This window comes from Botrimarina colliarenosi, from assembly GCF_007859955.1.
In the GTDB taxonomy this organism is placed as follows: domain Bacteria; phylum Planctomycetota; class Planctomycetia; order Pirellulales; family Lacipirellulaceae; genus Botrimarina; species Botrimarina colliarenosi.
The window spans coordinates 690,325-712,935 of sequence record NZ_SJPR01000001.1 but is presented as its reverse complement, the minus strand read 5'-3'; the positions used below and the strand labels follow the sequence as shown (position 1 = coordinate 712,935).

The following is a 22,611-nucleotide window of genomic DNA, read 5'->3' as shown; positions in this document are numbered from 1 at the left end:
CGCTCCCCTCTACGTCGCGACGAGGTCCCCCGCCGTGTTTCGAAATCAATCCAACGACCGCAGCGGCGTCGCGGCGACGGAGTTCGCCATCTGCCTACCGGTCTTGATGCTCCTGCTGCTGGGGACCCTCGAGAGTTGCTCGATGATCTTCCTCAAGCAGTCGCTATCGATCGCCGCCTACGAGGCGGGCCACACCGCGCTACTGCCCAACGCCACGGATAGCGATATCCGCACGGCGGGCGAGGGCGTGTTGACCGACCGACGGATACAGAACGGCGCCATCCAGGTGCTCCCCGGGGGCATCCAATCGATCGACGAAGGCGAGTACTTCGAAATCCGTGTCTCGGCCCCAACCGACGCCAACCGCATCCTGCCGCTCAGCTTTTTCGGCGGCCGGCAGCTTAGTGCGTCCGCCGTCTTCATGAAAGAGATCTGATGAGCCTGCCAGTGCAACGCCGCCCGCTGATACGCCGTCGCGACCGCCGGGGAGCCATCCTCGTGCTGATCGCCGTCTTGATGCCCGTCTTCGTCATCATGGCGGCGTTCGCGATCGATCTGGCCTGGATGCAGCTGGTGCGGACCGAACTACGGACCGCCACCGACTCTTCCTCGCGAGCCGGCGCCAAGACGCTCTCGTTCCGACAGAGCGAGGCGGCCGCCCTCGCCGCCGCGATCGACGCCGCCTCACGCAATCGAGTCGCGGGGACCCCCCTGCAACTGGCTCGCAACGACGTGTCGTTCGGCCAATCGACACAAGCCAACTCCGACGCCCGCTTCGTCTTTGCAACCGGCGGGTCGCCCAGCAATGCGGTCCGGGTCCAAGGGCGCCGCGACGCCGGCTCCGCCTCGGGCAGCGTCAACCTGTTCTTTGGGTCGGTCCTCGGCACACGCACCTTCCAACCGGTGCTGTCAGCCACCTCGACGGTGCTCGACCGTGACATCTGCCTCGTGATCGACCGCTCGGGATCGATGGGGCTCAACATCAATTTCAGCGGCACGGGCAATGGCATTAACTGCGGCCCCCTGCCGTCCAACACCCGCTTCTTTGCGCTTGCTCAAGCAGTCGACGCGTTCCTCGCTGAATTGCAGACCACGATCCCTGACGAACGGGTCGCGTTGGCGAGCTACAGCAGCAATTTCAGGCAAAACTGCGGACGCGTCCGGCTCAACTATCGGACCGCTCAACTGCACAACTCGCTCACATCGGATTACGCGCGGATCTCCGGCTCGATGGACGCGTTCCTCCAAAACGGCATCGGCGGCAGCACCGCGATTGGCGAGGGTCTTCGTGAGGGGATCGACTCGCTACGCAACGCCAGGCCTTTCGCCGTCAAGACGATCGTCCTGATGACCGACGGCCGGCACAACCTGGGCGTCACCCCCGAGACGGTCGCCCCGGAGGCGTCGCGCGCCGACGTCACGGTCCACACCGTCACGTTCAGCCCCAACGCCGATATCAACCGGATGCGGGCCGTCGCCAACGCAACCGGCGGCCGCAGCTTCCACGCCGACACCGCCGCCGACTTAGCGGAGGCGTTTCGTGAGATCGCCCGCACGCTCCCTGTCCTGGTTACCGAATAGCATGATTCGACATCGCCCCGCCTCACGCCGCGGCGCCACGACCGTCGAGTTCGCCCTCGTCGCGCCGGTTTTCTTCCTGGTGCTGATGGCGATGTTCGAGTTCAGCCGGCTGAACGTCTTACGCCACACGGCCGACAACGCCGCTTACGAGGCGGCCCGCGCCGCGATCGTCCCCGGCGCCACCACGGCCGACGCCCGCGCCGAAGGGCAGCGCCTGTTGACCGTCGTCGGCGCCCGGGGCGCCCAGATCAACTTCAACCCGGCGACGATCACCCGCGATACGCAGCAAGTGACGGTCTCCGTCAGCATCCCGCTCGACCGGAACGGCTGGGTCGTCCCCCGCTTCACTCGGGGAAAGACGTTGAGCTCGCAGTCAACGTTGCGGACGGAACGGGTCCGGACCCGTTAACCGACCGACTTTACTCCGTACGGTCGTCGAGGGTGTAGCCACCAGGCGGCGACATCTCGAAGAGCGATTCTTCGGGTTCGGCATTGAAATCGAAGTCGGCGAGCACCGTCTTCACGCCGTCGATCCGTTTGATCTCGATCTCGACGCGGTCCGGCTCGCCTGTCTCCGGGTCCGCCCAGAGGGTCTGAACCATTCCGGGGGTGGATAGCCTCACGCCGCGACGCTTACCGCCCCCCGGCGCCGACTCTTCAACGACGTCGCGCGAGCACCCCGCTCCGAAGGCTTTGAGGTTGCAAGCCGGATCGAGGTACATCCGGAAAGCGCCGAGCATTCCTCCCCCGTACTTTTTCATCAGCTCGGGCGCCACTTTCTTGTCCCTTTCGAAGAAGGGGATGTCGGCGAGAGTCGCCGTCTTTTCAGTCGAGGAAAGGTCGAGACTTTTCCCGTTCACGCCGTCGAAAATGGTGAACGACCCCGCGTCGCCAGGCTTCTCGATGCGTGACATCGGACCACGGAAGTATCCTTTGCCGCGTGCCACCTCCTTACCGCGACTCAGCACAACGAGCGAGAAACTTCCGCTCTTTGCCTCCAGCAGCGGCTCAACCAGCTGCGCGTAAGCGGGCGTCGCGGGGCCGCCCAGAACGCTCCACATGGCCGCGACGCCGCACAACAGAACGAGCGAAGCCGCCGATAGACCAAGCGCGGGGTGCGTCATGATAAACCTCCATAGGGACCAATTGGAATCGAGACGCTCCGTCGCCGCACAAGCCGACGGCGTGTTGTATCGGGCCAGAATGCTCCCCCGCGCGGCGAGTCGGTGCGACTCTTGCTCTGCGCTTTCGGGGCCGGCGGCGGCATTGACATCGCCGCTTAGCAATTGTTCGATGTCCGTCATCGTGTCGCTGAGTGGGAGGGCGTTAGGTCTTGCCGAAGCTTGGCGATCGCGCGGCTGATCGCCGTGCGGACCGCCCCGCTCCGCAAGCCGAGGACGCGGGCGATCTCTTGGTGGGTCATCCCCTCCGTGTAGCGGAGGTCAATTAGTGTTTGCTCTCGCTCACCGAGATGCGCCAGAGCAGCGCGCAACGCATCGCCCTCCGTCTCGGCCTCATCGGCGGGGGCGGCGCCAACGACGCCACCCTCCGCAGCAGCGGCGAGCAGTCTGGCGCGTCGGCCGGTCCCGCGTAGCAGCGACGCCGTCTGCTTGCGAGCAATCGCAAAAGCCCAGCGGCGGAAGTCGACCTCGGAGTCTCCGGAGAAGCTCGGCATCTGCTCGGCGATCGCCAGGAAGACCGCCGAGCAGGCGTCCTCCGCGGCGGCCCGCTCGCCGATCCGCCGGCGGCAATAGCGGTAGATCGCCCCGTGCGTGCGGTCGTAGAGCTCGCCGAAAGCCTCGCGATCGGACCGTGCTCGAACCACCAGCGGTTTGGGGAGCGGGTCGGGCAGACCGTCCCCGAGGGGCGTTAGCCGGGTTGGCGTCGGATCGGGCATGCGTCGGGCGCCGAGGGCGAAGTCGGTCTACCAGAACATGGCGCGAACTGACGAAGTGTTACAGCCCTCCGCGAAAAAAGACGCCGACCTGGACGCTCGCGGTACGATGAACCAGACTCGTTGGCAGCCCTTCCCCCTCGCCGCTCGCCTCTGCTACACCCGCCGTGTCACTCGAAGTCGCCACCGTTGACATCACCGGACAAATGGTGGTCCTGGGCACCGGCACGAGCGTCGGTGTGCCCTCAATCGGCTGTGGGTGTCACGTCTGCACAAGCACCAACCCGAAGAACAAGCGGACCCGCTGCAGCGTCATCCTGGGGCTCCCCGAGGGCAACCTCTTGATCGACACCGCGCCCGACATGCGCCAGCAGTTGCTGCGTGAGGGGATCGGCCTGGTGCACGCGGTGCTCTACACGCACGAGCACGCCGACCACTTGTTCGGGCTCGACGACCTGCGGCTGATGCAGTTCTACCTGGGCGGTCCGGTCCCGCTGTATTGCGAGGAATGGACCGAACAGCGGATCCGTAAGTCGTTCGACTACGCGTTCGAGCGCCGCCCGAACCTGCACCGCGGCGCTGTGCCCGAACTGCGGTTCGAGCGGATCGGTCCCGCCGACCGCGGCTGGCCCGAGATCGACGTGCTCGGCGCCCGGATCACGGCGGTCCGCCAGCAGCACGGCCCTAATTTCAGCACGCTCGGATTCCGTTTCGGCAACGTCGCCTACTGCACCGACCTCAACGCGATGCCCGACGAGAGCAAAGAGCGGCTCCAGGGGCTCGACGTGCTGGTGCTCGACGCCCTGCGAGAGAAGGGACACACGACGCATTTGAATCTCGCCGAAGCGGTGTCGCTCGCCGAGGAGCTCGGCGCCAAGCGGGTCTATTTCACGCACATGGCCCACGACCTCGAACACGAGGCGACCTGCGCCGCGCTACCCGAGGGGATGGACCTCGCCTACGACGGCCTGCGGATCCCGCTGTCGTAAGGTCAGCCACCTGCCGTCACCGCATCATCTTCGCGCTGAGCTCAACGCCAGGGAGCGACGCTTTAATCAAATCAATTGTCTCGCCTGAAGTGATGGCCCAAAAATACACCATTCGCAAATGACGCAGACGCTTTAGTTGGGGCATCGAATCTGCGAGTCGATTCTCATCCGGACATACAACAACCACTGCTCGGACATAATCGTCTCCTAGCCACTCCCCCAATGCCACGGTTACTCCGCCGGGAAGAAACCATGGCCCATCATCGTAATAGACCGAACCGCCAAGGCGTTTGATCTCGGTAACTGAAGAATGCTGGATTGCCGCTTCTCTCGCCCAGGCAACAACCAACACGGCAACGACCGCAAGCGTTGCCGCACTTATGAGGAGCGTGAAATTAAGGCGTAGCAGCGGCTTCGTAGGCAAGTCGACTCGTCGTGGTGCGGTCAGCATGAAAAACCTACCGAGCCACGGCCAGCTTGCTCGCTAGCAGCATCCGGATGTAATCGACCGTGATCGCGATCGCTTCCTTGTTGTAGTGATCCTCGATGTCGAAGACCGGCCGGTCGGAGTCGCTCAGCTCTTCACTGATCTCCTCGGTCTCTTTCTCCGTGTCGAGCTGCTTGCGCTCGGTGAGGAACTCTTCCAGGTTGAGCGTCACCGAGGTGCGGTCTTTCTGAGTCTCGTAGCGATCGATCTGGCGGATGTCCTCGTTGAACTCCTTCGAGCTGGTGACGCGGTCGTTCGACATCCGCTGCAGCTGGGTGGCGATTTCCGAGCCGGACATGCCGTGGAAGTCGTGCCGGAGCGGATTGACTCGGTCGAAGGCGAGGGCGTAGTCCATCTCCGCCTCGGTGATCCCCTTGAGGTGGTCCGTGAGGGCCGGGATCTTCACGTCGGCGAGCACGCCACGGTTCTGGGTGCTGTCGCCGCCGGGGCGGTAGAACTGCTGGATCGTCATCTTCAGCGCGCCCAGGTTGGAGCGTCCCATGAGGCGGTCCCCCAGGTCGAAGAGCTGCTGGACGGTGCCCTTGCCGTGGGTCGACTCGTCGCCAACCACCAGGCCGCGGCCGTAATCTTGGATGGCGCCGGCGAAGATCTCGCTCGCCGAGGCGCTGAAGCGGTTGGTGAGGACCACCAGCGGGCCGTCCCACATCATGCCGGGGGCCTCGTCGGCGTACGGAACGGTGCGGCCGTCGGTTCCCTTCACCTGGACGACCGGGCCCTGATCGATGAACAGGCCGGTGAGCGTCACGGCTTCGGTCAGCGACCCGCCGCCGTTGAAGCGGAGGTCGAAGACGACCGCGTCGATCGGGCGACCGGCCTGGCGCTCGCGCTCGAAATCGTCGAGCAGCCGGCGGACGTCGCGGGTGGCGCTCTTAAAATCGGGCAGGCCCTGACGCGCGCCATCCATATCGAGGTAGAAGCTCGGCAGGTCGATCACGCCAATCCGGTAAGGCTGTCCGGTCGGCTTCTCGCCGGTCTCGATAATCGCGCTGCGCGCCTCTTGGTTCTTTAGTTCGATGCGGTCGCGCGTGATGATGTACTCAACGATCTTGTTCGGGTTCTCAACCGGCTTGACCTGCAGGCGGACCAGACGGCCCCGCTTGCCGCGGATCAGCTTGACGACTTCGTTGAGCTTCATGTCGACGATGTCTTCCATCGGCCCGTCCGAGTCCTGACCGACGCCGATGATGACGTCTCCCTTCTTGAGCGAGCCCTCCTGGTCAGCGGCGCCGCCGGCGATGACGTCGGCGACCTCGGTGTAGCCGTCTTCGCTACGGAGCGACGCGCCGATGCCGTCCAGCTCCAACCGCATCTGGATGTTGAAATTGTCGAGCGTCTCCGGCGACATGTAGCTGGAGTGCGGATCGAAGCCGCTGGTCATCGCCGTGACGTAGAGCTCAAGCAGCTCGTCGCTCGATGTCTGGTTCCAACGCTTCCGCAGGCTGCTGTAACGCTTGCGGAGACGGTCCTTGGCTTCGGTGAGTTTGGGGCCGGCGTCCTCCGGGAACTTGATGTGGTCGCCAACGTTCCAACCAATCCGCCGGGTCCCGACGTCAGGAACGTCAATGAGTTCGGGCTCCGCCTCGGCGAGTTTGAGCATCAGGTCGAACTTGACCCGCTTGCGCCAGCGCTCGTCCGCCTCGGCGGCGTCCTTGGCGTACTGGGCGGCGTCCCGATCGGTCACCATGCTCTCTTTGACGGTGAAGTCGTGGTCCGCGTCGACCCACTTGAGGGCTGTCTCGGCGCGCTCTTCGACGCGGGCGAGGAACCGGGCAAAGACCTGATGGGCGAAATCAACGCTGCCGTCGCGGAACAGGTCGTCGAGCTGGTTGCGCTGCTGAGCGAACTCGTTGACGTCCGACTGGTAGAAGTACAGCTTCAACGGGTCGAGCGTGTCGAGGAACGCCTCGAGGCACCGCTGCGACATCTCGTCGTCGATCGGGTGCTTCGAGATGTGCTTCTGCTCCATCAGTCGACGGACCAGGATCGCGATCGTGTGATCGGTCCGAGAGGGCGCGTTGGGCCGGGCCCAAGCGGGCGCGGCGACCGCAACGAGCATCGCGGCGACGACGCCGAGGTGTCCGCATCGCCGGAACCACGAAGCGGCGGCAGCCGCGAGTGACTTGGAGAAAGAAGAAGTGGTCACGGGGCGGGCGAGGTCGGTCATTCCGAGGAACTCGAAGGGTTTCGAAAAGCCAATTCGGGGAAGAGGCACAGGGCGTAAAGGTCTGTTTCGGCGTCCCCCCGGGAGGGGCATCAGCGTGGATCGCCACGCCAAGCAGATCCTTGCATCGGCTTGCGCCCAACGGCTTGTGACTTAAGCCAAAACGCACAAACGACTTGCAGCTTATCGGGGCTCGGCAAACGGGGCAAGATCGCGTTACTTTAGCGATTCTGCTGGCTCTCGATTGGCGACCCCTTCCCCCGCGATACGCCGCGGTGCGGCGGGTGGTTCGTCAGGGCTGCTCGGCGGGGGCGTCTTCGTCGCGTCTTTCTTCGCGTCGCAGTAACCGCATGAATCGCCGGGGCCTCACTTCGATCGCGACTTCCGGCAGGCCGGTGGCCTCGCTGACTTCGATCCGCTCGATCGGCGTCCGGCCCGATTCGACCAGTTCGGCCACCGACCAGTGCGTGCGACGTCCCTGGGAGTCGTAAACGGAGGTCGCCTCCCAGTGCAGGCCGCCCGGGGCGTCCGCCGAGTAGACCGCCGATCGCTCGGTGCGGGAGCCGTCCGGCTGGGTGATCGTCGTCGAGACGTGCCACGATCGCGTGAGCTCCTCCCCGTAGATCGCCGGCAAGTCGAGGCGGGTGACCGCCTGCGTTTGAATCGTACCGGGCCCCTCGCCGCTGGTTGAAACGAGTTGGCGGCGGAGCACCGACGGGACCCTCTCGGGAGCGACGCAGATCCGTTCATCGGCCAGCGCCCCCTCGAACTCGGTGGTGACGCGCCACGTCTGGCAAGAGACCACGACCTCGCCGAGGCTGATCGACGTCGGTTCTTCTTCGATCGCCGCGGGAACGCCCAGGTCGGTCGGCCGATCGGTCAGCAGCCAGAGCCGTTGGGTCTCGGCGGCGCCCGGCGCGGGACGGCCGGCGAACGCGACACGATTCTCGGACTGCAGCGTGTAGGAGCGGTCGTCAGTCGCCTCGAGGCGTTCGACCCGCTCGGTGTTGGTGCGACCGGCGAAATCTCCCGCCGCGTCGAACGACTCGGTAATCACCCGCACGCGACGCCAAGCGCCCCGCTCAAAACGGGCCCACGGATGCCCCGCACGGAGTTGGTCGAGGAGTTCGCTGGGAACTTCGGGTGGGGCGATCTCTTCGTCCGACAAGGCGTCATCGGGCCCACCCCCTTCACTGGGAATCACGTCTCCCGGCAGCGAATCGCTGAGGCCGAGGGCAGGCGCAGAGGCGGGCTGCGGGTCGATCAGCGGCGCCGGCTGAAAGGCGGGCGCTTCGCTAGGAACATCCCTCGACGCATCGGCGTCCGTCACGCCGAACACCACACGGGTCGCCAGCGCCGTCACGCCGAGGGCGCCGACGAACGCGAGTCGATAGCTGGCGGTGAGAGCGAAACTTCGGCGCATCGCGGCCATGCGTGTGCGGTTACCTGAAACCCGCATTGTACCCGCCCCCGGCCCCGCCGTTGAGGCGGCAGCGAGGCGCCCTCCGCATTTTCGCGTTGCGAAGAATCAGGGGGGATCCATCTCAGCGGCCGGCTCTCCCCCCCACGAGTCGACCAGGACCGCGTCCTGACGCGGGAAAACGGTGGCCAAATCGAGCAGGACGGCGTCCGCTTCGACTTCAACCAACAGAGCCGGCTCCAAGGAGGCCAGCCGCTCACGGACCTCAGCCGGTGTCCCGGCGGCAGGCTCGACACGGATGGCCCAACTGGCCCCGCCGCGGGCGGCGCTGGGGCGCTCGACGGCCGATGCGGCGCCGACCCCCTGACCCGCGGCGATCCGCAGGGCAAGCCGTTCGGCCCGCGTCCGCAAGTTTTCGATCGGCGCGTCGAGAAGCTGGTGCAACGGATGGTTGAACCGCAGATCGCCCGGACGCTGAAACAGCTGCAGCGTGGCGGCGAGCGCCGCCTCGACGGCCGGATCGATCGTGTCGAGCTTCGCCGCCCCTGACGAGGCGACCGCCTCGATCGCGGCCCGTCGCCCGGCGACGACGCCCGCGACCGGGCCGCCGACCAGCCCGGCGGCGTCGAAGATCACAAGGTCGGCGCCGGCGCTGAGCGACGCTTCGACACTCAGGGCCGTGTCGCCGTAGGCGGGCGTGTCGTTTCGCAGCCGAGCGCGACCGCAGTCGAAGAGGAGCTTCGCCCCAGCGTGGTGGGCCGTCTGGGCCAAACTGCTCAGCAGCGCCGCGTCGGACGAACCGACTCGGTCACGCACCAAGACGGCAAGTCGCGGCGCGTCGGCCGATTGGAGCTGGGCCGATTGGAGCGGGGCCAGCGCCCCGGCGAAGTCGTCGGCGGTCGCCGTATTGGCGGCGCCAACTTCGCGGAGCGTCACCCCGGCACGTCGAGCGATCTCGTCGAGGCGCAGTCCGGGGGCCACCTCGGTCATGTCGCCACGCGCCACGACGCACGTCCCGCCGCCGGCGAGGGCTTCGAGCACCGTGGCGAGAGCCCGCGGGTGCGAGCAGCCTACCCACGCGGCGTCGGCGCCGAGCAGCGTGGCCGCGGTCTTCGTGGCGGCTTCGCTCGCTTGGCAAAAGCCTTCGGAGGCGGCGCGGGCGGCGTCGATCGCCGTTGCGGCCAAAGGGGGCCGCAGCGTCGGCGCCAAGAAGAACTGCCCCGTTGCGTTGACGCAGCGGCTGGGCGTGGTCGGCCGTGGAAACTCCAGCTGCCGGATCAACCGGTCGAGGAGCTCCCCAGCGCCAAGCGACTGGAGCCCTTCGGCGCGGCGTGAGACTTCGGCGCCGAGGCTCTGGATCGCGCCGCGCAGTTGCACCGCGGCGGTGGAGCGGTTCAGGCGGTCGATTGTCGACGCGACGCGCGGGTGCTCGAGCAGTTCTTCCAACGAGGGGAGCTGCGACAGAAAGTCGGGGCGTGACATCAGGGGCGCGGGTCCTGCGAGGAGACGGCTAGCCGATCTCTCTCGGTTGTAGACCCCACCGCCCCGCTGTCCTAGCCATCGCCGCGATTAGCGAGTTGTGCCGACGCGATCCTGGGCGATGAACTGCTGTACGGTCTCGACGTCGTCGCCTTCTTCCACCGGCGTGAACAGACGCGAGAAGAAGCCGGGCTTCTCCTTCTGGGCGAGCTGCGTCTCTTTCGAGTCGCCGAACGACAGCTTATTGAGGGCGGCGCCCCAAGCGCCACGGACATTGTCGGCGGCCCGCTTCGACGAGTCGGAGACCTTGTCGAGGGCCCGTGAGATCGGGTTCCCCTCGGGCGTGACGGCCGAGGGGGTTGCGTCCTCACCGCCGCCGAAGCCGGGCTTCCAGGCAAACTTGGGCATCTCGATTTTCGGCCAGCCGAGCTTGAACATCGGCGAGTCGACCAGGGCCGCCTCGTCGCTTTGTGCTTCGGTCGTGGCTTCGTCCTTATCGCCCCCGGGCCAAAAGCCCTCGGCGAAGGCGTTGGCGCCGGTCAGCGTCAAAAAGGCGGCGACAGCCATCGCCAGCCATTGGGGACGATTGAGGCGAAGGGCTCGCATCGTGCGTCGGCTCCACGTCGTAAGGTTGGATCTTCTTCAGATTGGGTCGAGGCCAAAGGGCACATGCCCGCAGCTTTCAGTCCGTGGGGAGAGTTCCCAGATTCCCGGTGACGTGTCCATAGCGAACCGGCCCGATCCGGCCGCCCTGTCCCTACATCAATTCGGGGCTTGGATTGAGGCCCGGGCGGCGTTGACCTAGCATCAAAGCTTGCTCGACAGAACCGTGACCGCTCCCAACAAGGCTCCTTGTGCCGAAAAACGAGACAATCACTGGCGGAATTGGCTTCTTAGGCGCCGGCCGGATGGCCCAGGCGCTGGCGGCCGGCTTTGTCCGGGGGGGGCTCGTCCCCCCCGCCGAGGTGATCGCCTACAACCCGTCGCCGGCTGCTAGCGAGGCGTTCGAAGCCGCCGTGGGCCCCGGAGCCAAGCGCGCGGCGAGCGCCTCGGAGGTTGTGAAGTCCGCCCGGATCGTCTTCCTGGCGGTCAAACCGTACAACGCGGCCGAAGCGCTCGCCGCCGCGGCAGACGAATGGCAATCGGACAAACAGCTGCTGGTGTCGGTCGCCGCCGGCGTGACGCTCGAGGCGTTAGCAAAACCGCTGCCCAAGGGAGCGGCGATCGTCCGCGTCATGCCCAACACGCCGTGCCTGATCGGCAAGGGCGCCTGCTGCTACGCGCTTGGTGAGCACGCCACCGCCGACCAAGGCGCCGACGTCCAGCGGCTGCTCTCGGCGGTCGGCTTCGCCAGCGAGACGCCCGAGAAGCTGCTCGACGCGGTCACGGGCCTCTCGGGCTCCGGGCCGGCGTTCGTCTACACAATCATCGAAGCGCTCGCCGACGGCGGCGTCCGGGCGGGGCTGCCGAGGGCCCTCGCCGCCGAGCTCGCCGCCCACACGGTGGCGGGCGCCGCCGGCATGGTGGCGACCACCGGCGAGCACCCCGCCGCGCTCCGCGACGCCGTCGCGAGCCCCGGCGGCACGACCATCGCCGGGCTGGCCGAGCTCGAGCGTCACGGCGTCCGTTCGGCGCTGATCGAGGCGGTGACCACCGCGGCGCGCCGCTCGGCAGAACTCGGGAAGTCCTGACCTCCCTCTCCCTATCTTTCCTTTTACAGGAGCCCCGTCGATGTCCATACTCTGCCGGGTCGACGACAAACACATCCCTCTCTATCGCGTCATGTGGGTGGCCGCGACGCCCCACTTTTGCGGCGAAGAAGACTGCCTCCGTGAAGGCTTCTACGAGGTGCGTCTCGAACAGGACGAGTCGGTCTGGGCGAGCGTCACCGAGCGGGACGACCTCATCGCCATGCTCGAGACCTGGCAGGGCGGACTCGGTCCCGAGCAGGACCCAAACTGGTAGAATCGGACGCCCAACGAACCGCCAACCTCGGAACCTCCCCCCTCCGCCATGGATGATCCCTTCGGATTCGATAACGCCCCGACGGGCGACGACCTCGCCTGGCGCGAGACCTATGTCGTCCTCTTCGAGGCGGGTGACCGGCCGACGCTGACCCAGGTCGAGGCGGCGATCGGCAACGCCGGTCCGCGTCTCCGGATGGAACGCCTCAAGGCCGACGACGACGGGCTCTTTAAGTCGGTCTTAGTCCAAGCGCCCGACGACAACGCGGCCCTCGACATCCGTTTCGAGGCGGGCGAAGCGGTCAGCGACCGGGCGATGGCCTTGGCGAAGAAGCTCCGCGACGAGCTCGACGAGGATCAGATGGGGCGCCTCGTGCTGGCCGACGCATGGCTTGAGGTCATGCACTTCGAGCGGGTTGCCGCTTCCCCCGACGGGGACGACGCCGAACCGGAGGACGACCTGCTGGGCCCCGGCGGGCTCGACCCGGCGACCCTGATCACCGTCGTCGAGGCCTTGGCGCACCTGACGGGGGGCCTGCCGATCGATCCCGAAGCGGGCGAAGTGCTGATCTGAGGGATTCGGGACGGGGGGCTGGGGACGAGGGGGGAATAGTTGGAATGGCTTCCCATGAGGTACGATTCTGGCCCTCCCGTCTTCCGACATCCCCCTTCCGAATTCCCACTTCAAACTCCTCTCCGATGCTCGCCAAAGAAGTCAAGACCGGCGTCATGGTCGTCTACAACGACGCCCCCTGCGTGATCGAGAACATCAGCGTCCAGTCGCCCTCCGCCCGCGGCGGCGCCACGCTCTACAAGTTCCGCGCCCGCAACGTCGTCACCAAGAACAAGGTCGACATCACGCTCAAGGGGACCGAGCCCCTCGCCGAAGCCGACTTCAGCCGCCGCGACGTCACTATCATGTACAGCGACCTCGAGTCGGTGCACCTGATGGACGCCGAGTCGTTCGAGCAGTACACCGTCGACCGCGAAGACGTCGCCAACGAGATGCAGTGGATCACCGAGGGGACCACCGGCATCATCGCGATGATCTACAACGACGAGTGCGTCGGGATCACGATCCCCGCCTCGGCGACCCTCAAGATCACCGAGTGCGAGCCGGGCGTGAAAGGCAACAGCGCCACGGGCCGCACCAAGTCGCTGACGCTTGAGACCGGCGCCGTCGTCCACGGCCCCGAGTACCTGTCCCAGGGCGAGTCGATCAAAGTCGACACCCGCACCGGCGACTTCTTGGGACGGGCGTAACGACACGAGCGTTTCTTCTAGCGATCGGCCCTGAGCCCCCGGCTCGCGCCGGGGGAGTCGCGTCACGTCACTCCCCCGGCTCGCGCCGGGGGCTCAGGTCACCTTGGTGCCGCGCCGTTTGGGTGCGTCCGCGGCGTGCTGGGAGTAACGCGATGCCGATCGCTACGAGCACGGCGCAACCCGGCTCCGGAACCGCCACTGCAGTCGCCCGCGCGGCGCTGAACGCCGCCTGGAACGCCGCGACGTCCGGCTCGCGCTCGCCGTATTGGCTGCGCCAGTCATCTATGGCGACCGTCTCGTCGAAGTCCGACGCCGCCAGCGTTGCTTGCTGATCACGCATCACCGTGTAGTCGGCCGCGTCGACGACGCCGTCCTCGTTCCAGTCGGCCCAGCGGCCCTGGTAGGCAAGCGCCTGGAACTGGTAGACGGGGTAGTCGGCCGAGTAGGGAGGCGGCGTGGTCTCACCGTAGAGGTACATCCAGGGACCGAGCAGTGCGGCATAGAGATTGACCGTCGACTGCTCTAGCGGCGACGCGGCGGCGCTCGTGTTTCCCAGGCCTTGGAAGTGGTAGACATCGAACGGCGCGCCCAGCGGGAGCAATTTGCCAGCGAGGCCTTCCAGATTGAAGAGGTCGTCGACGTCGTAGAACGCCGGCAGCATCTCGCCCAACGGGGCGTAGACGTTGGCGTTGTCGAACTCGACGACCCGCTGCTGGGGGTCCCCCGGAACGCCGGGGGTCCAAAGCTGGAGGAAGTCGAACTGCCCGTGCACCCGGTAGCGCTGCGTCCAACCGGTGAAGCCCCCGCTCTCGATCAGCGTGCTCTTACGCGGAACGATGCGGTAGTGGCTCAGCCAATCGGGTGGGTCGGCCCAACCGGCGGTGGGAACGGCCGCGGTCAGAAGTAGGGCCAGCACTGAGACCGTCAAACGATGGCGCATCGTGGTCACCTCCACCGGAGAGAAGAGAGATTTCCGTACCCCAACTGTGGCCGAATCGCCGCTTGGTTTGCAACTCTTTTTTCGGGCTGCACTCCGCCGACTGGCGACGGGGGCTCCGGAATGACCGTAAAGACGGGGCTATTTCTTCCCTTTCTTTTTAGCGGCCTTCTTCGGGGTGGACTTCTTGGTGGACTTCTTCGACGCGGCCTTCTTGCCGCCGCCGAAGGCCTTGTCCCAGCCGCTGGCGTACTTCTCGTTGGAACCGACGCGGATAACGCTCACTTGGGGCTCGCTTATTGAAAGGAGATAGGGGGATGTTGGTGATAGGGGGCGATCGCGGGCGATGCCGACGCCGTCAGTGATTGGCGACGCGACGCGGCGAAGGGGGCTATCACCTTAAAATTATTGTTGCTTGTGGTTTTATTGTTGTTTGTGGGAGGCGTCTCCAGACGCCGATTACGCGCTCCCTACCGAAATGGCGTGGAGCGCGTTATCGGCGTCTGGAGACGCCTCCCACAGGTCCGTGCCTGACGCAGGTCGGTGCCTGACCCAGATCAGTGCGAGATCTCTTGAAAGGCGATACGGAGGACATCCTGCGACACGACGGTTCGCAACAACAACACAACGTGCCGTCCGCTTGCGATCCCCCCTCTCACCAACATCCCACTATCTCCTTTCAAGAACTCACATCAACTCTGATCGAGCTTCTTGTAGCGGAAGCGGTGCGGCTGGTCGGCGTCGATCCCCAGACGCTCGCGGCGTTGCTGCTCGTAGGTGTAGAAGTTGCCTTCACACCAGTGGACGTAGCCGTCCCCCTCGAAGGCGAGGATGTGCGTCGCCAGCCGGTCGAGGAACCAGCGGTCGTGGCTCACCACGATCGCACAGCCGACGAACGTCGCGACCGCCTCTTCCAGCGACCGCAGCGTGTCGACGTCGAGGTCGTTTGTCGGTTCGTCGAGCATCAGCACGTTCGAGCCGCCACGTAGCAGCTTCGCCAAGTGGACGCGGTTGCGTTCACCGCCGGAGAGGACGCCGACCTTCTTCTGCTGGTCCGCCTTCTGGAAGTTGAACTTGGCGACGTAGGCGCGGCTGTTGACCTGCTTCTTACCCATCTCGATAAGGTCGAGGCCGTCCGAAATCTCTTGCCAGACCGTCTTGTCGGGGTCGAGGTGGTCACGGCTCTGGTCGACGTAGCCGAGCGCCACGGTCGGTCCAAAGTTGAGGGAACCGCTGGTCGGCTCCTCCTTGCCCATGAACATCTTGAGCAAGGTCGTCTTGCCGGCGCCGTTGGGGCCGATGATGCCGACGATGCCGCCGGCAGGCAGGCGGAAGTTGACGTTCTCGAACAGCACCTTGTCGCCGAAGCTCTTGGAGAGGTTGACCGCTTCGATAACGCTGTCGCCCAACCGCGGGCCGGGTGGGATCTGGATTTCCAGCTCCTCGGGACGCTCTTCGTACTCCTCCGACGCCATCTTCTCGTAAGAGCTGATCCGCGCCTTGCTCTTCGCCTGACGGGCCTTGGGCGAGCTGCGGATCCACTCCAGCTCTTTGGTGAGCGTCTTCTGGCGGGCCGACTTCTTCTTCTCGTCCATCTCCAGCCGCTTGGCCTTCTGCTCGAGCCAGGCGGTGTAGTTCCCCTCGAACGGGAACGCCTTGCCGTACTCGATCTCAAGGATCCAGCTCGCCACGTTGTCGAGGAAGTACCGGTCGTGCGTCACCGCGACGATCGTGCCGTTGTAATCGGCCAGGTACCGTTCGAGCCAATTGATGCTCTCGGCGTCGAGGTGGTTGGTCGGCTCGTCGAGGAGCAGCAGGTCGGGCTTCTCGAGCAGCAGCTTGCAGAGCGCCACGCGGCGTTTCTCGCCGCCTGACAGGTTGGTGATGCCCGCGTCGCCCGGCGGCAGATTCATGACGTCCATGGCGATCTCGATCTGCCGTTCGAGCTCCCAGGCGTTGGCCGCGTCGATCTTGTCCTGCAGTTCGGCCTGCCGGGCCATCAGCTTGGCGGTGGCCGCCTCGTCGTCGGCGACCTCGGCCATTTTTTCCCAGCTGGCGTTGTACTCGTCGAGCAACGCCTGGGTCGCGGCGACCGCCTCCATGACGTTTCCCATAACGTCCTTGTCGGCGTTCAGCGGCGGCTCTTGCTGAAGCATGCCGACCGTGAAACCTTCGCTCAACTTGGCGGAGCCCTCGAACTCCTTGTCGAAGCCGGCCATGATCTTCAGCAGCGTGCTCTTGCCGGCGCCGTTGCGGCCCAGCACGCCGATCTTCGCCCCCGGGTAGAAGGCGAGGTCGATGTCCTTGAGGATCTCCCGTTGGCCGTGCTTCTTGTTGAGGCCGGCGATCTGGTAGATGTACTTCTGATTGGGCGGCATACGCTTGGGGGGAGTCGCGTCGCGAAAGGGGGCGGGACCGGCGGCGTCGCCGGCAGATCGCCGATTATTACCGGTCCGGCCGCTTCTGGGCAGGCGGGCCCCACCGGCCTCGGTTGAAATAATCGGGCAAGACCACGACCGATGTAGCGAATAGCCGCCATGCGATACCAAGTCAAACAGCGGCTCCTGAGCCTGACCCCCCGCTTCGACATCGCCAACGAGGCGGGCGAACCGATCCTCGTAGCGGTCCGGCTGATGGCGTTGCGGCCCGACTACGTGATCCGCGCGCTCGACGGCCGCGAGTTTGTCCGGCTGCGGCAGAAGCTGTGGTCGCTCCGCCCGCGGTTCGACATCACTCAGCAGGGCGAGCCGCTCGCGACCGTAATGCGGCGTTTCACGCTGCGGCCCGTCTACAGCATCGATCTGGCCGACGGCCAGCCGTTGGCGATCACCGGATCGTTCTGGGAGCACAACTACCAGTTCCGGCGGGGCGAAGAGGTGGTCGCCGTCGTCGCTCGACAAGCGTGGTCGATCCGTGACACCTACGGCATTGAGGTGCACGACCCGTCGCTCGACGCCGTGGTGCTAGCGACCGTCATCGCGATCGACGCCTTCCGCGCCCAGAACAAAAACTCGTCCTGAGGCTGTCGCGGTTGCTTGCCGGCGGTGGCGTCGGGGTCTAAGTTCGGTCGGGCCGCGCTCGACACAGCGGCTTCCTCCCGGACCCCAGCGAGACTTGCCCGATGCCACGGTTCGCTACACCACTCGCCGTTTTCGCCTTGTTCATCACTTCCGTGGCGACGGCCTATGAATGGCCACAGTGGCTCGGCCCCGACCGGGACGGCCTCACGTCGGAAATGGGCCTCCTGCAGGAGTGGCCCGAGGGGGGCCCCGAGCGGGTCTGGCTGTTTAGTGACACGGGCGCCGGCTACGGCGGCCCCGCGATCGCCGACGGCAAGCTCTATATCCTCGGCGCGCGTGACGGGACCGAACAGCTGATCGCCATCGACACCGAGTCGGGCAAGGAGATCTGGTCCGCTCCCCTCGGCGAAGAGTACACCAACGATTGGGGCAACGGGCCTCGCAATACGCCCACCGTCGATGGCGACCGCGTCTACTGCTTGGCCGCCAAGGGGACGCTCGCCTGCGTTTCGGCTAAGACGGGCGACGTTGTCTGGAAGGTCGCGATGCAAGACTTCGGCGGCAGCATCCCCAGCTGGGGCTATGCCGAATCGCCGCTCGTCGACGGCGATCAAGTGATCGTAACTCCCGGCGGACCCCAAGGAGCGATCGTCGCTCTCGACAAGTCGACGGGCGAATTGCTCTGGCAGTCAACCGGCGCCACCGACGGGGCGAATTACTCGTCGATCGTCATCGCCGAACCGCACGGCAACAAGCAGTACGTCCAACTGCTGCCCGAGCACCTCGTGGGCGTCGATCCGGCCGATGGCTCGGTCCTCTGGAGCGTCGATTGGCCGGGCAAGGTCGCCGTCATCCCGACGCCGATCGTCCGTGACAATCAAGTCTATGTAACCAGCGGCTACGGCGCGGGCTGCATGCTGGTCGAGATCGACGCCGACAACAACGCCACGGTGGTCTACGACAACAAACTCATGAAGAACCATCACGGCGGCGTCTTGCTGCTGGGCGACAAGCTCTATGGCCACTCGGACGGCGTCGGTTGGCTGTGCCAAGACTTCGCCACCGGCGAACGCGTCTGGCGCGAGCGCAGCGCGCTCGGCAAGGGCGCCATCGCCTACGCCGACGGCCGCTTCTACTGTCAGAGCGAGGACGAAGGCGACCTGGTCCTCATCGAGGCCTCGCCCGCCGGCTGGGCCGAGCACGGCCGCTTCACGCTCGAGCCCCAGACCGAGATCCGCAAGGATAAGGGCAAGATCTGGGTTCACCCGGTGATCGTCGATGGCCGCATGTACCTCCGCGACCAAGACCTGCTGTTCAGCTTCGACGTGTCGGGCGAGTAAAGAAGGAGCCCACGAATCTTACGAATCGACACGAATCCTTTAATGATTCGCGAGGATTCGTTCGATTCGTGGGCCCTCTTTTTACTTGCCTAAGTCGCGTTAGGCCGAAGTCGCGGGGATCATCCCGTGTGGGTCGATGACGAACTTCTTCGCCGCGCCCTTATCGAAGTCCATGTAGCCCTTGGGGGCGTCTTCGAGCGAGATCACCTCGACGTTGCACGCCTTGGCCGGGTGGGCCTTGTCGTGGAGGATCGACATCATCAGGCCGCGGTTGTACTTCATCACCGGGCACTGGCCGGTCGTGAAGTGATGGCTCTTCGCCCAACCGAGACCGATGCGGATGCCGAGCATGCCAATCTTCGCGTTCTCATCGACGCCGCCCGGGTCGCCCGTGACATAGAGGCCCGGGATGCCGATGCCGCCCGCAGCGCGGGTGATGTCCATCACGCTGTTGAGCACCGTGGCGGGCTTCTCGGTGTCGGCGTCGCCGCCATGGCCGCGGGCCTCGAAGCCGACGCAGTCCACCGCACAGTCCACTTCCGGCACGCCGAGGATCTGCTCGATCTGCTCGGCCAGGTCGCCGTGCTTGGCGAGGTTGATCGTCTCGCAGCCAAACGACTTCGCTTGATCGAGCCGCTCCTGAATCATGTCGCCGACGATCACAACCGAAGCGCCGAGGATCTGGCAGCTATAGGCGCACGCCAAACCAACCGGTCCGGCGCCGGCGACGTAGACCGTGCTGCCGGTCGTGACGCCCGCCGTCCAAGCGCCGTGGTAGCCTGTCGGCAGGATGTCCGACAGCAGCGTCAGGTCGCGGATCTTCGCCAGCGCGGCGTCGCGGTCCGGGAACGCCAGCAGGTTCCAGTCGGCGTACGGCACCATGACGTAGCGCGCCTGGCCGCCGATCCAGCCCCCCATGTCGACGTAGCCGTAGGCGGCGCCCGGGCGATCGGGGTTCACGTTCAGGCAGACGCCCGTGTCGCGTTCCTTGCAGCAGCGGCAGCGACCGCAGGCGATGTTGAACGGGACGCTGCAGATGTCGCCCTTCTTGATGAACTCAACATCGCTGCCGACTTCGATCACCTCGCCGGTGATCTCGTGGCCGAGGATGATCCCGGCCGGGGCGGTCGTGCGGCCACGGACCATGTGCTGGTCGCTTCCACAGATGTTCGTCGAGACGATCTTGAGGATCACCCCGTGGTTGCACTTGCGGGTCTTGCCGCGGTACTCGAGTTCAAGCTTCGGGTCGTCGATCGACTGGATCTCAACGACGCCTGGCTTGACGTAGGCGACGCCTTGGTTGTCCGACATAGCGTGGGTTCCTCCGTGGACGAGTGAGAGAAGCGGACTGCTGGAGTGTAGCAGAATTGGCGAGCCGGCGACGGCAGTCGTCGGTGGGCGCTGAGTACCCACTCTCCACCGACGACTGCCGTCGCCGGCTCGCCACTGTCTGGAAATGTGGCTGGAATCGCGCTTCGCTCCGAATTAGCGTGCGAAGCATGTGGCACTGGCTTCTGACTAGCACGACTTACGGCACGTGGCTCCCGGGCGATGCGCGAGGTAGCGTCACGTCGGTGCGTGACTATCGGTCCACCGACACTAACACTCGCATTCGTGTCGAGCACGATCAACTCGGCGAAGCATGGGAGGCGCCGGTTCCAGGATTGCAGCGTAGCGCCATCGCGCAGATGAAAGGCGAAGCAGTGTGGCTAACGGTCGAGCAGGCAGACATACTTCTTGAGCAGTTCAAGGCTTCGGCAGCGTTCCGTGATTGGCGATTACTCGCCGTCGCGATCATGCCGAACCACTTCCACCTCGTCGTCGCAATCGCGATCGACTTCGACCCCGCCAAGATGCTGCAAGAATTCAAAGGAAATGGAAGTCGTGCATTGAATCATAAGTTCCCAAAGCCGGCTTCGGGAACGTGGTGGACCAAGAGCGGCTCCAAACGCAAGTTGAAGGACGAAGCTGCCGTCACAGCAGCGGTCAACTACGTCCTCCACAAGCAACCCAACCCACTCTTCACCTGGAGCGATTCTCACCACCACGGTTAGTGGCGAGCCGACGACGCAAGTCGTCGGAGTGACGCGGGCACCAGGGTTCCTCCGACGACTTGCGTCGTCGGCTCGCCTTTGAATTTATTCGAAGAGCGAACTAACCGCCCCGAGAATGATCCCAAGCATCAACCCGCCGGGAACTGTGACGAACCAGAACCATCCCGCAACATTGATAGCTCCTTCTCCCCCCGCAACAGAGCTCCAAACAATCGGAATTGCCACGCCAACCACGATTCCAAGAAAAGCTCCGAGCAGCATTCGGATAAGCATCGCGTCACTCCCACTCAATCGTAGCCGGCGGCTTACTACTAATATCGTAAACCACCCGATTAACGCCCTTCACCTCGTTGATCACCCGTGTGCTGATGCGGCTCAACAGGTCGTGCGGCAGGTGGCTCCAGTCGGCGGTCATGAAGTCGTCCGTGTTCACGCAGCGGACCGCTAGGGCGTTCTCGTAGGTCCGGCCGTCGCCCATCACGCCGACGCTTTGCACCGGCAGCAGCACGGCGAACGCTTGTGAGGTTTGGCGATAGAGGCCGGCCGCCTTGATCTCGCCAACGACGATTGCGTCCGCCTCACGCAACGTGCGGCACTTCTCGGCGGTCACTTCGCCGAGGCAACGAACGGCGAGCCCCGGGCCGGGGAACGGATGCCGCCAGACAATTTCTTCCGGCAGGCCGAGTTGCAGGCCGAGCCGTCGGACCTCGTCTTTGAAGAGGTCGCGGAGCGGTTCGATAAGCTCAAAGCCTAACTCTTCCGGCAGGCCGCCCACGTTGTGGTGCAGCTTGATCGAGGCGGCCGGGCCGTCGGGGCTGCCGCCGCTCTCGATCACGTCGGGGTAGAGCGTCCCCTGGGCGAGGAACCGCGCGTCGGTGACCTTCGCGGCCTCTTGCTTGAAGCACTCGATGAACTCGCCGCCAATGATTTTTCGCTTGGTCTGCGGCTCGGTCACGCCGGCCAGTTTGGCAAGGAAACGCTCCTCGGCGTCGACCACGTGGAGGTCGGCTTTGAAGTGCTCGGTGAACTCACGGACGACGGCCGTCGCTTCGTCCTTGCGCAAGAGGCCGTTGTCGACTAAGATGCAGGTGAGCTGCGGGCCGATCGCTTTTGCAAGCAGCGCCGCCACGACCGCCGAGTCGACGCCACCCGACAGGCCGCAGATCACACGGCTCGTGCCGACCCGTTCGCGCACCGCGGCGATCGTCTCGTCGGCGAAGTCGCCCAGCCGCCATTGCCCCGTCGTCTTGCACACCTCCCTCAAAAAATTGCCGAGGATCGTCTTGCCTTCGACGGTGTGCGTCACCTCCGGGTGAAACTGCAGGCCATAAACCGGCAGGCGATTGTGCCGCACCGCGGCGAACGGGCAGGTGCTCGTCTTTGCGAGCGGCGAGAAGTCCTCGGCGACTTGGGTGACCTGGTCGCCGTGGCTCATCCAGACTTCGGTCTGGGGCTGCACGTCGCGGAACAGGTCGCCCGCGTCGACCACCTCGCAGTGGGCGCGGCCGTATTCGCGGACGGTGTGGCTCTCAACGCGGCCGCCGAGCGCCTCGCACGCCAGCTGCATGCCGTAGCAGATGCCGAGCACGGGGATGCCGAGCTCAAAAATCTTCGGGTCGCAACGCGGGGCGCCCGCCTCATAGACGCTGCTCGGCCCGCCCGAGAGGATGATCCCGCGTGGCGCCAGTTCGGCGATCCGGTCGGCCGTCAGGTCGTGGCGGACGATCTCGCAGTAGACGTGCTCGTCGCGGACCCGGCGGGCGATCAACTGCGCAAACTGCGAGCCGAAATCGAGCACCAGGACCTTCTCGGCGGCCAGGGCGCTGCCGCCCGAGGCGGGAGTCTCGTAGTTCACGTGGGGGTCCGTGGTCGCTGCCATGCGGTCGTTCCGTGACGATCGGGCGGCACCCCGGTTGGGGTGGCGCCGGTTGTGCGGTCGAAAGGGCGGATTCTAACGGCCACAGCCGGCCCCGCCCAGCAGCGGTCGCCGGATGGTTTCGC

The 22,611-nt window shown here is 65.4% G+C and carries 23 protein-coding genes; 11 read left to right on the top strand and 12 right to left on the bottom strand.

Features of this window, described 5'->3' with window-relative positions:
• The first annotated feature begins 34 nt into the window (after positions 1–34).
• The 3 genes from Pla108_RS02740 to Pla108_RS02730 are packed head-to-tail and all read left to right on the top strand — an operon-like array spanning position 35 to position 1,990.
• On the top strand, positions 35–436 hold the full coding sequence (locus tag Pla108_RS02740) for a TadE/TadG family type IV pilus assembly protein (RefSeq protein WP_231934264.1): 402 nt from the start codon (positions 35–37) through the stop codon (positions 434–436).
• Positions 436–1,581: a VWA domain-containing protein gene (locus Pla108_RS02735; RefSeq protein ID WP_146442628.1), complete on the top strand. Its 1,146-nt coding sequence runs from the start codon at positions 436–438 to the stop codon at positions 1,579–1,581. Before Pla108_RS02740 ends, Pla108_RS02735 begins: the two co-directional genes overlap by 1 nt.
• Before the next feature lies 1 nt (position 1,582).
• On the top strand, positions 1,583–1,990 hold the full coding sequence (locus Pla108_RS02730; protein ID WP_146442625.1) for a TadE family protein: 408 nt from the start codon (positions 1,583–1,585) through the stop codon (positions 1,988–1,990).
• A 10-nt stretch (positions 1,991–2,000) separates the two neighbouring features.
• On the opposite strand, the gene Pla108_RS02725 is transcribed toward Pla108_RS02730, so the two are convergent.
• Both Pla108_RS02725 and Pla108_RS02720 read right to left on the bottom strand, forming a co-directional pair.
• Entirely contained in the window at positions 2,001–2,705 is a 705-nt protein-coding gene (locus tag Pla108_RS02725; protein WP_146442623.1) for a hypothetical protein, read from the bottom strand.
• A gap of 176 nt (positions 2,706–2,881) precedes the next feature.
• Positions 2,882–3,478, bottom strand: a complete 597-nt coding sequence (locus tag Pla108_RS02720) for an RNA polymerase sigma factor (protein WP_146442620.1) — start codon at positions 3,476–3,478, stop codon at positions 2,882–2,884.
• A gap of 164 nt (positions 3,479–3,642) precedes the next feature.
• Here Pla108_RS02720 and Pla108_RS02715 point away from each other — a divergent pair, with 164 nt between their 5' ends.
• Entirely contained in the window at positions 3,643–4,464 is an 822-nt protein-coding gene (locus tag Pla108_RS02715; protein WP_231934263.1) for an MBL fold metallo-hydrolase, read from the top strand.
• A 16-nt stretch (positions 4,465–4,480) separates the two neighbouring features.
• Here Pla108_RS02715 and Pla108_RS02710 read toward each other — a convergent pair whose 3' ends face one another.
• From Pla108_RS02710 to Pla108_RS02690, 5 genes are all read right to left on the bottom strand, one after another.
• Positions 4,481–4,888: a hypothetical protein gene (locus tag Pla108_RS02710; RefSeq protein ID WP_146442617.1), complete on the bottom strand. Its 408-nt coding sequence runs from the start codon at positions 4,886–4,888 to the stop codon at positions 4,481–4,483.
• Positions 4,889–4,922: 34 nt separating this feature from the next.
• The gene (locus Pla108_RS02705; protein WP_197526193.1) at positions 4,923–7,136 is read right to left on the bottom strand and encodes a carboxy terminal-processing peptidase; all 2,214 of its coding nucleotides are present in this window, start codon (positions 7,134–7,136) and stop codon (positions 4,923–4,925) included.
• A gap of 289 nt (positions 7,137–7,425) precedes the next feature.
• The gene (locus Pla108_RS02700) at positions 7,426–8,556 is read right to left on the bottom strand and encodes a hypothetical protein (protein WP_197526192.1); all 1,131 of its coding nucleotides are present in this window, start codon (positions 8,554–8,556) and stop codon (positions 7,426–7,428) included.
• Between the two features lie 105 nt (positions 8,557–8,661).
• The gene (locus Pla108_RS02695) at positions 8,662–10,035 is read right to left on the bottom strand and encodes a hypothetical protein (protein ID WP_146442607.1); all 1,374 of its coding nucleotides are present in this window, start codon (positions 10,033–10,035) and stop codon (positions 8,662–8,664) included.
• Positions 10,036–10,122: 87 nt separating this feature from the next.
• A complete protein-coding gene (locus tag Pla108_RS02690; protein WP_146442605.1) occupies positions 10,123–10,638 on the bottom strand; it encodes a hypothetical protein in 516 nt (171 codons plus the stop codon).
• Between the two features lie 248 nt (positions 10,639–10,886).
• Between Pla108_RS02690 and proC the strand changes: the two genes are divergently transcribed.
• From proC to Pla108_RS02670, 4 genes are all read left to right on the top strand, one after another.
• Positions 10,887–11,723: a pyrroline-5-carboxylate reductase gene (proC, locus tag Pla108_RS02685; RefSeq protein WP_231934261.1), complete on the top strand. Its 837-nt coding sequence runs from the start codon at positions 10,887–10,889 to the stop codon at positions 11,721–11,723.
• A 40-nt stretch (positions 11,724–11,763) separates the two neighbouring features.
• Positions 11,764–11,997 carry a hypothetical protein gene (locus Pla108_RS02680; protein WP_146442602.1) on the top strand — a complete coding sequence of 78 codons (234 nt, stop codon included), beginning with the start codon at positions 11,764–11,766 and terminating at the stop codon, positions 11,995–11,997.
• Between the two features lie 48 nt (positions 11,998–12,045).
• Positions 12,046–12,570 (top strand): hypothetical protein, encoded by a 525-nt coding sequence (locus Pla108_RS02675; protein WP_146442599.1) that lies wholly within the window; start codon positions 12,046–12,048, stop codon positions 12,568–12,570.
• A 125-nt stretch (positions 12,571–12,695) separates the two neighbouring features.
• Positions 12,696–13,259 (top strand): elongation factor P, encoded by a 564-nt coding sequence (locus tag Pla108_RS02670; RefSeq protein WP_146442595.1) that lies wholly within the window; start codon positions 12,696–12,698, stop codon positions 13,257–13,259.
• A gap of 67 nt (positions 13,260–13,326) precedes the next feature.
• Here the strand turns inward: Pla108_RS02670 and Pla108_RS02665 are convergent, their stop codons facing one another.
• The 3 genes from Pla108_RS02665 to ettA form a co-directional block, all read right to left on the bottom strand.
• A complete protein-coding gene (locus Pla108_RS02665; protein ID WP_146442592.1) occupies positions 13,327–14,199 on the bottom strand; it encodes a hypothetical protein in 873 nt (290 codons plus the stop codon).
• A gap of 138 nt (positions 14,200–14,337) precedes the next feature.
• Positions 14,338–14,481 (bottom strand): hypothetical protein, encoded by a 144-nt coding sequence (locus tag Pla108_RS20780; RefSeq protein ID WP_197526191.1) that lies wholly within the window; start codon positions 14,479–14,481, stop codon positions 14,338–14,340.
• Positions 14,482–14,888: 407 nt separating this feature from the next.
• Positions 14,889–16,574: an energy-dependent translational throttle protein EttA gene (gene ettA, locus Pla108_RS02660; RefSeq protein ID WP_146442589.1), complete on the bottom strand. Its 1,686-nt coding sequence runs from the start codon at positions 16,572–16,574 to the stop codon at positions 14,889–14,891.
• Positions 16,575–16,733: 159 nt separating this feature from the next.
• Here ettA and Pla108_RS02655 point away from each other — a divergent pair, with 159 nt between their 5' ends.
• Together Pla108_RS02655 and Pla108_RS02650 are read left to right on the top strand one after the other, a co-directional pair.
• Positions 16,734–17,216, top strand: coding sequence for an LURP-one-related/scramblase family protein (locus tag Pla108_RS02655; RefSeq protein ID WP_146442586.1), 483 nt, complete (start codon positions 16,734–16,736; stop codon positions 17,214–17,216).
• 101 nt (positions 17,217–17,317) lie between these two features.
• Positions 17,318–18,556 (top strand): PQQ-binding-like beta-propeller repeat protein, encoded by a 1,239-nt coding sequence (locus Pla108_RS02650; RefSeq protein ID WP_146442583.1) that lies wholly within the window; start codon positions 17,318–17,320, stop codon positions 18,554–18,556.
• A gap of 99 nt (positions 18,557–18,655) precedes the next feature.
• On the opposite strand, the gene fdhA is transcribed toward Pla108_RS02650, so the two are convergent.
• Positions 18,656–19,867: a formaldehyde dehydrogenase, glutathione-independent gene (gene fdhA, locus Pla108_RS02645; protein ID WP_146442581.1), complete on the bottom strand. Its 1,212-nt coding sequence runs from the start codon at positions 19,865–19,867 to the stop codon at positions 18,656–18,658.
• 188 nt (positions 19,868–20,055) lie between these two features.
• Between fdhA and Pla108_RS02640 the strand changes: the two genes are divergently transcribed.
• Positions 20,056–20,610 carry a transposase gene (locus tag Pla108_RS02640; RefSeq protein WP_146442578.1) on the top strand — a complete coding sequence of 185 codons (555 nt, stop codon included), beginning with the start codon at positions 20,056–20,058 and terminating at the stop codon, positions 20,608–20,610.
• A 277-nt stretch (positions 20,611–20,887) separates the two neighbouring features.
• On the opposite strand, the gene guaA is transcribed toward Pla108_RS02640, so the two are convergent.
• Complete coding sequence (guaA, locus tag Pla108_RS02635; RefSeq protein ID WP_146442575.1) at positions 20,888–22,489, bottom strand: glutamine-hydrolyzing GMP synthase; 1,602 nt, start codon at positions 22,487–22,489, stop codon at positions 20,888–20,890.
• Between the last annotated feature and the right edge of the window lie 122 nt (positions 22,490–22,611).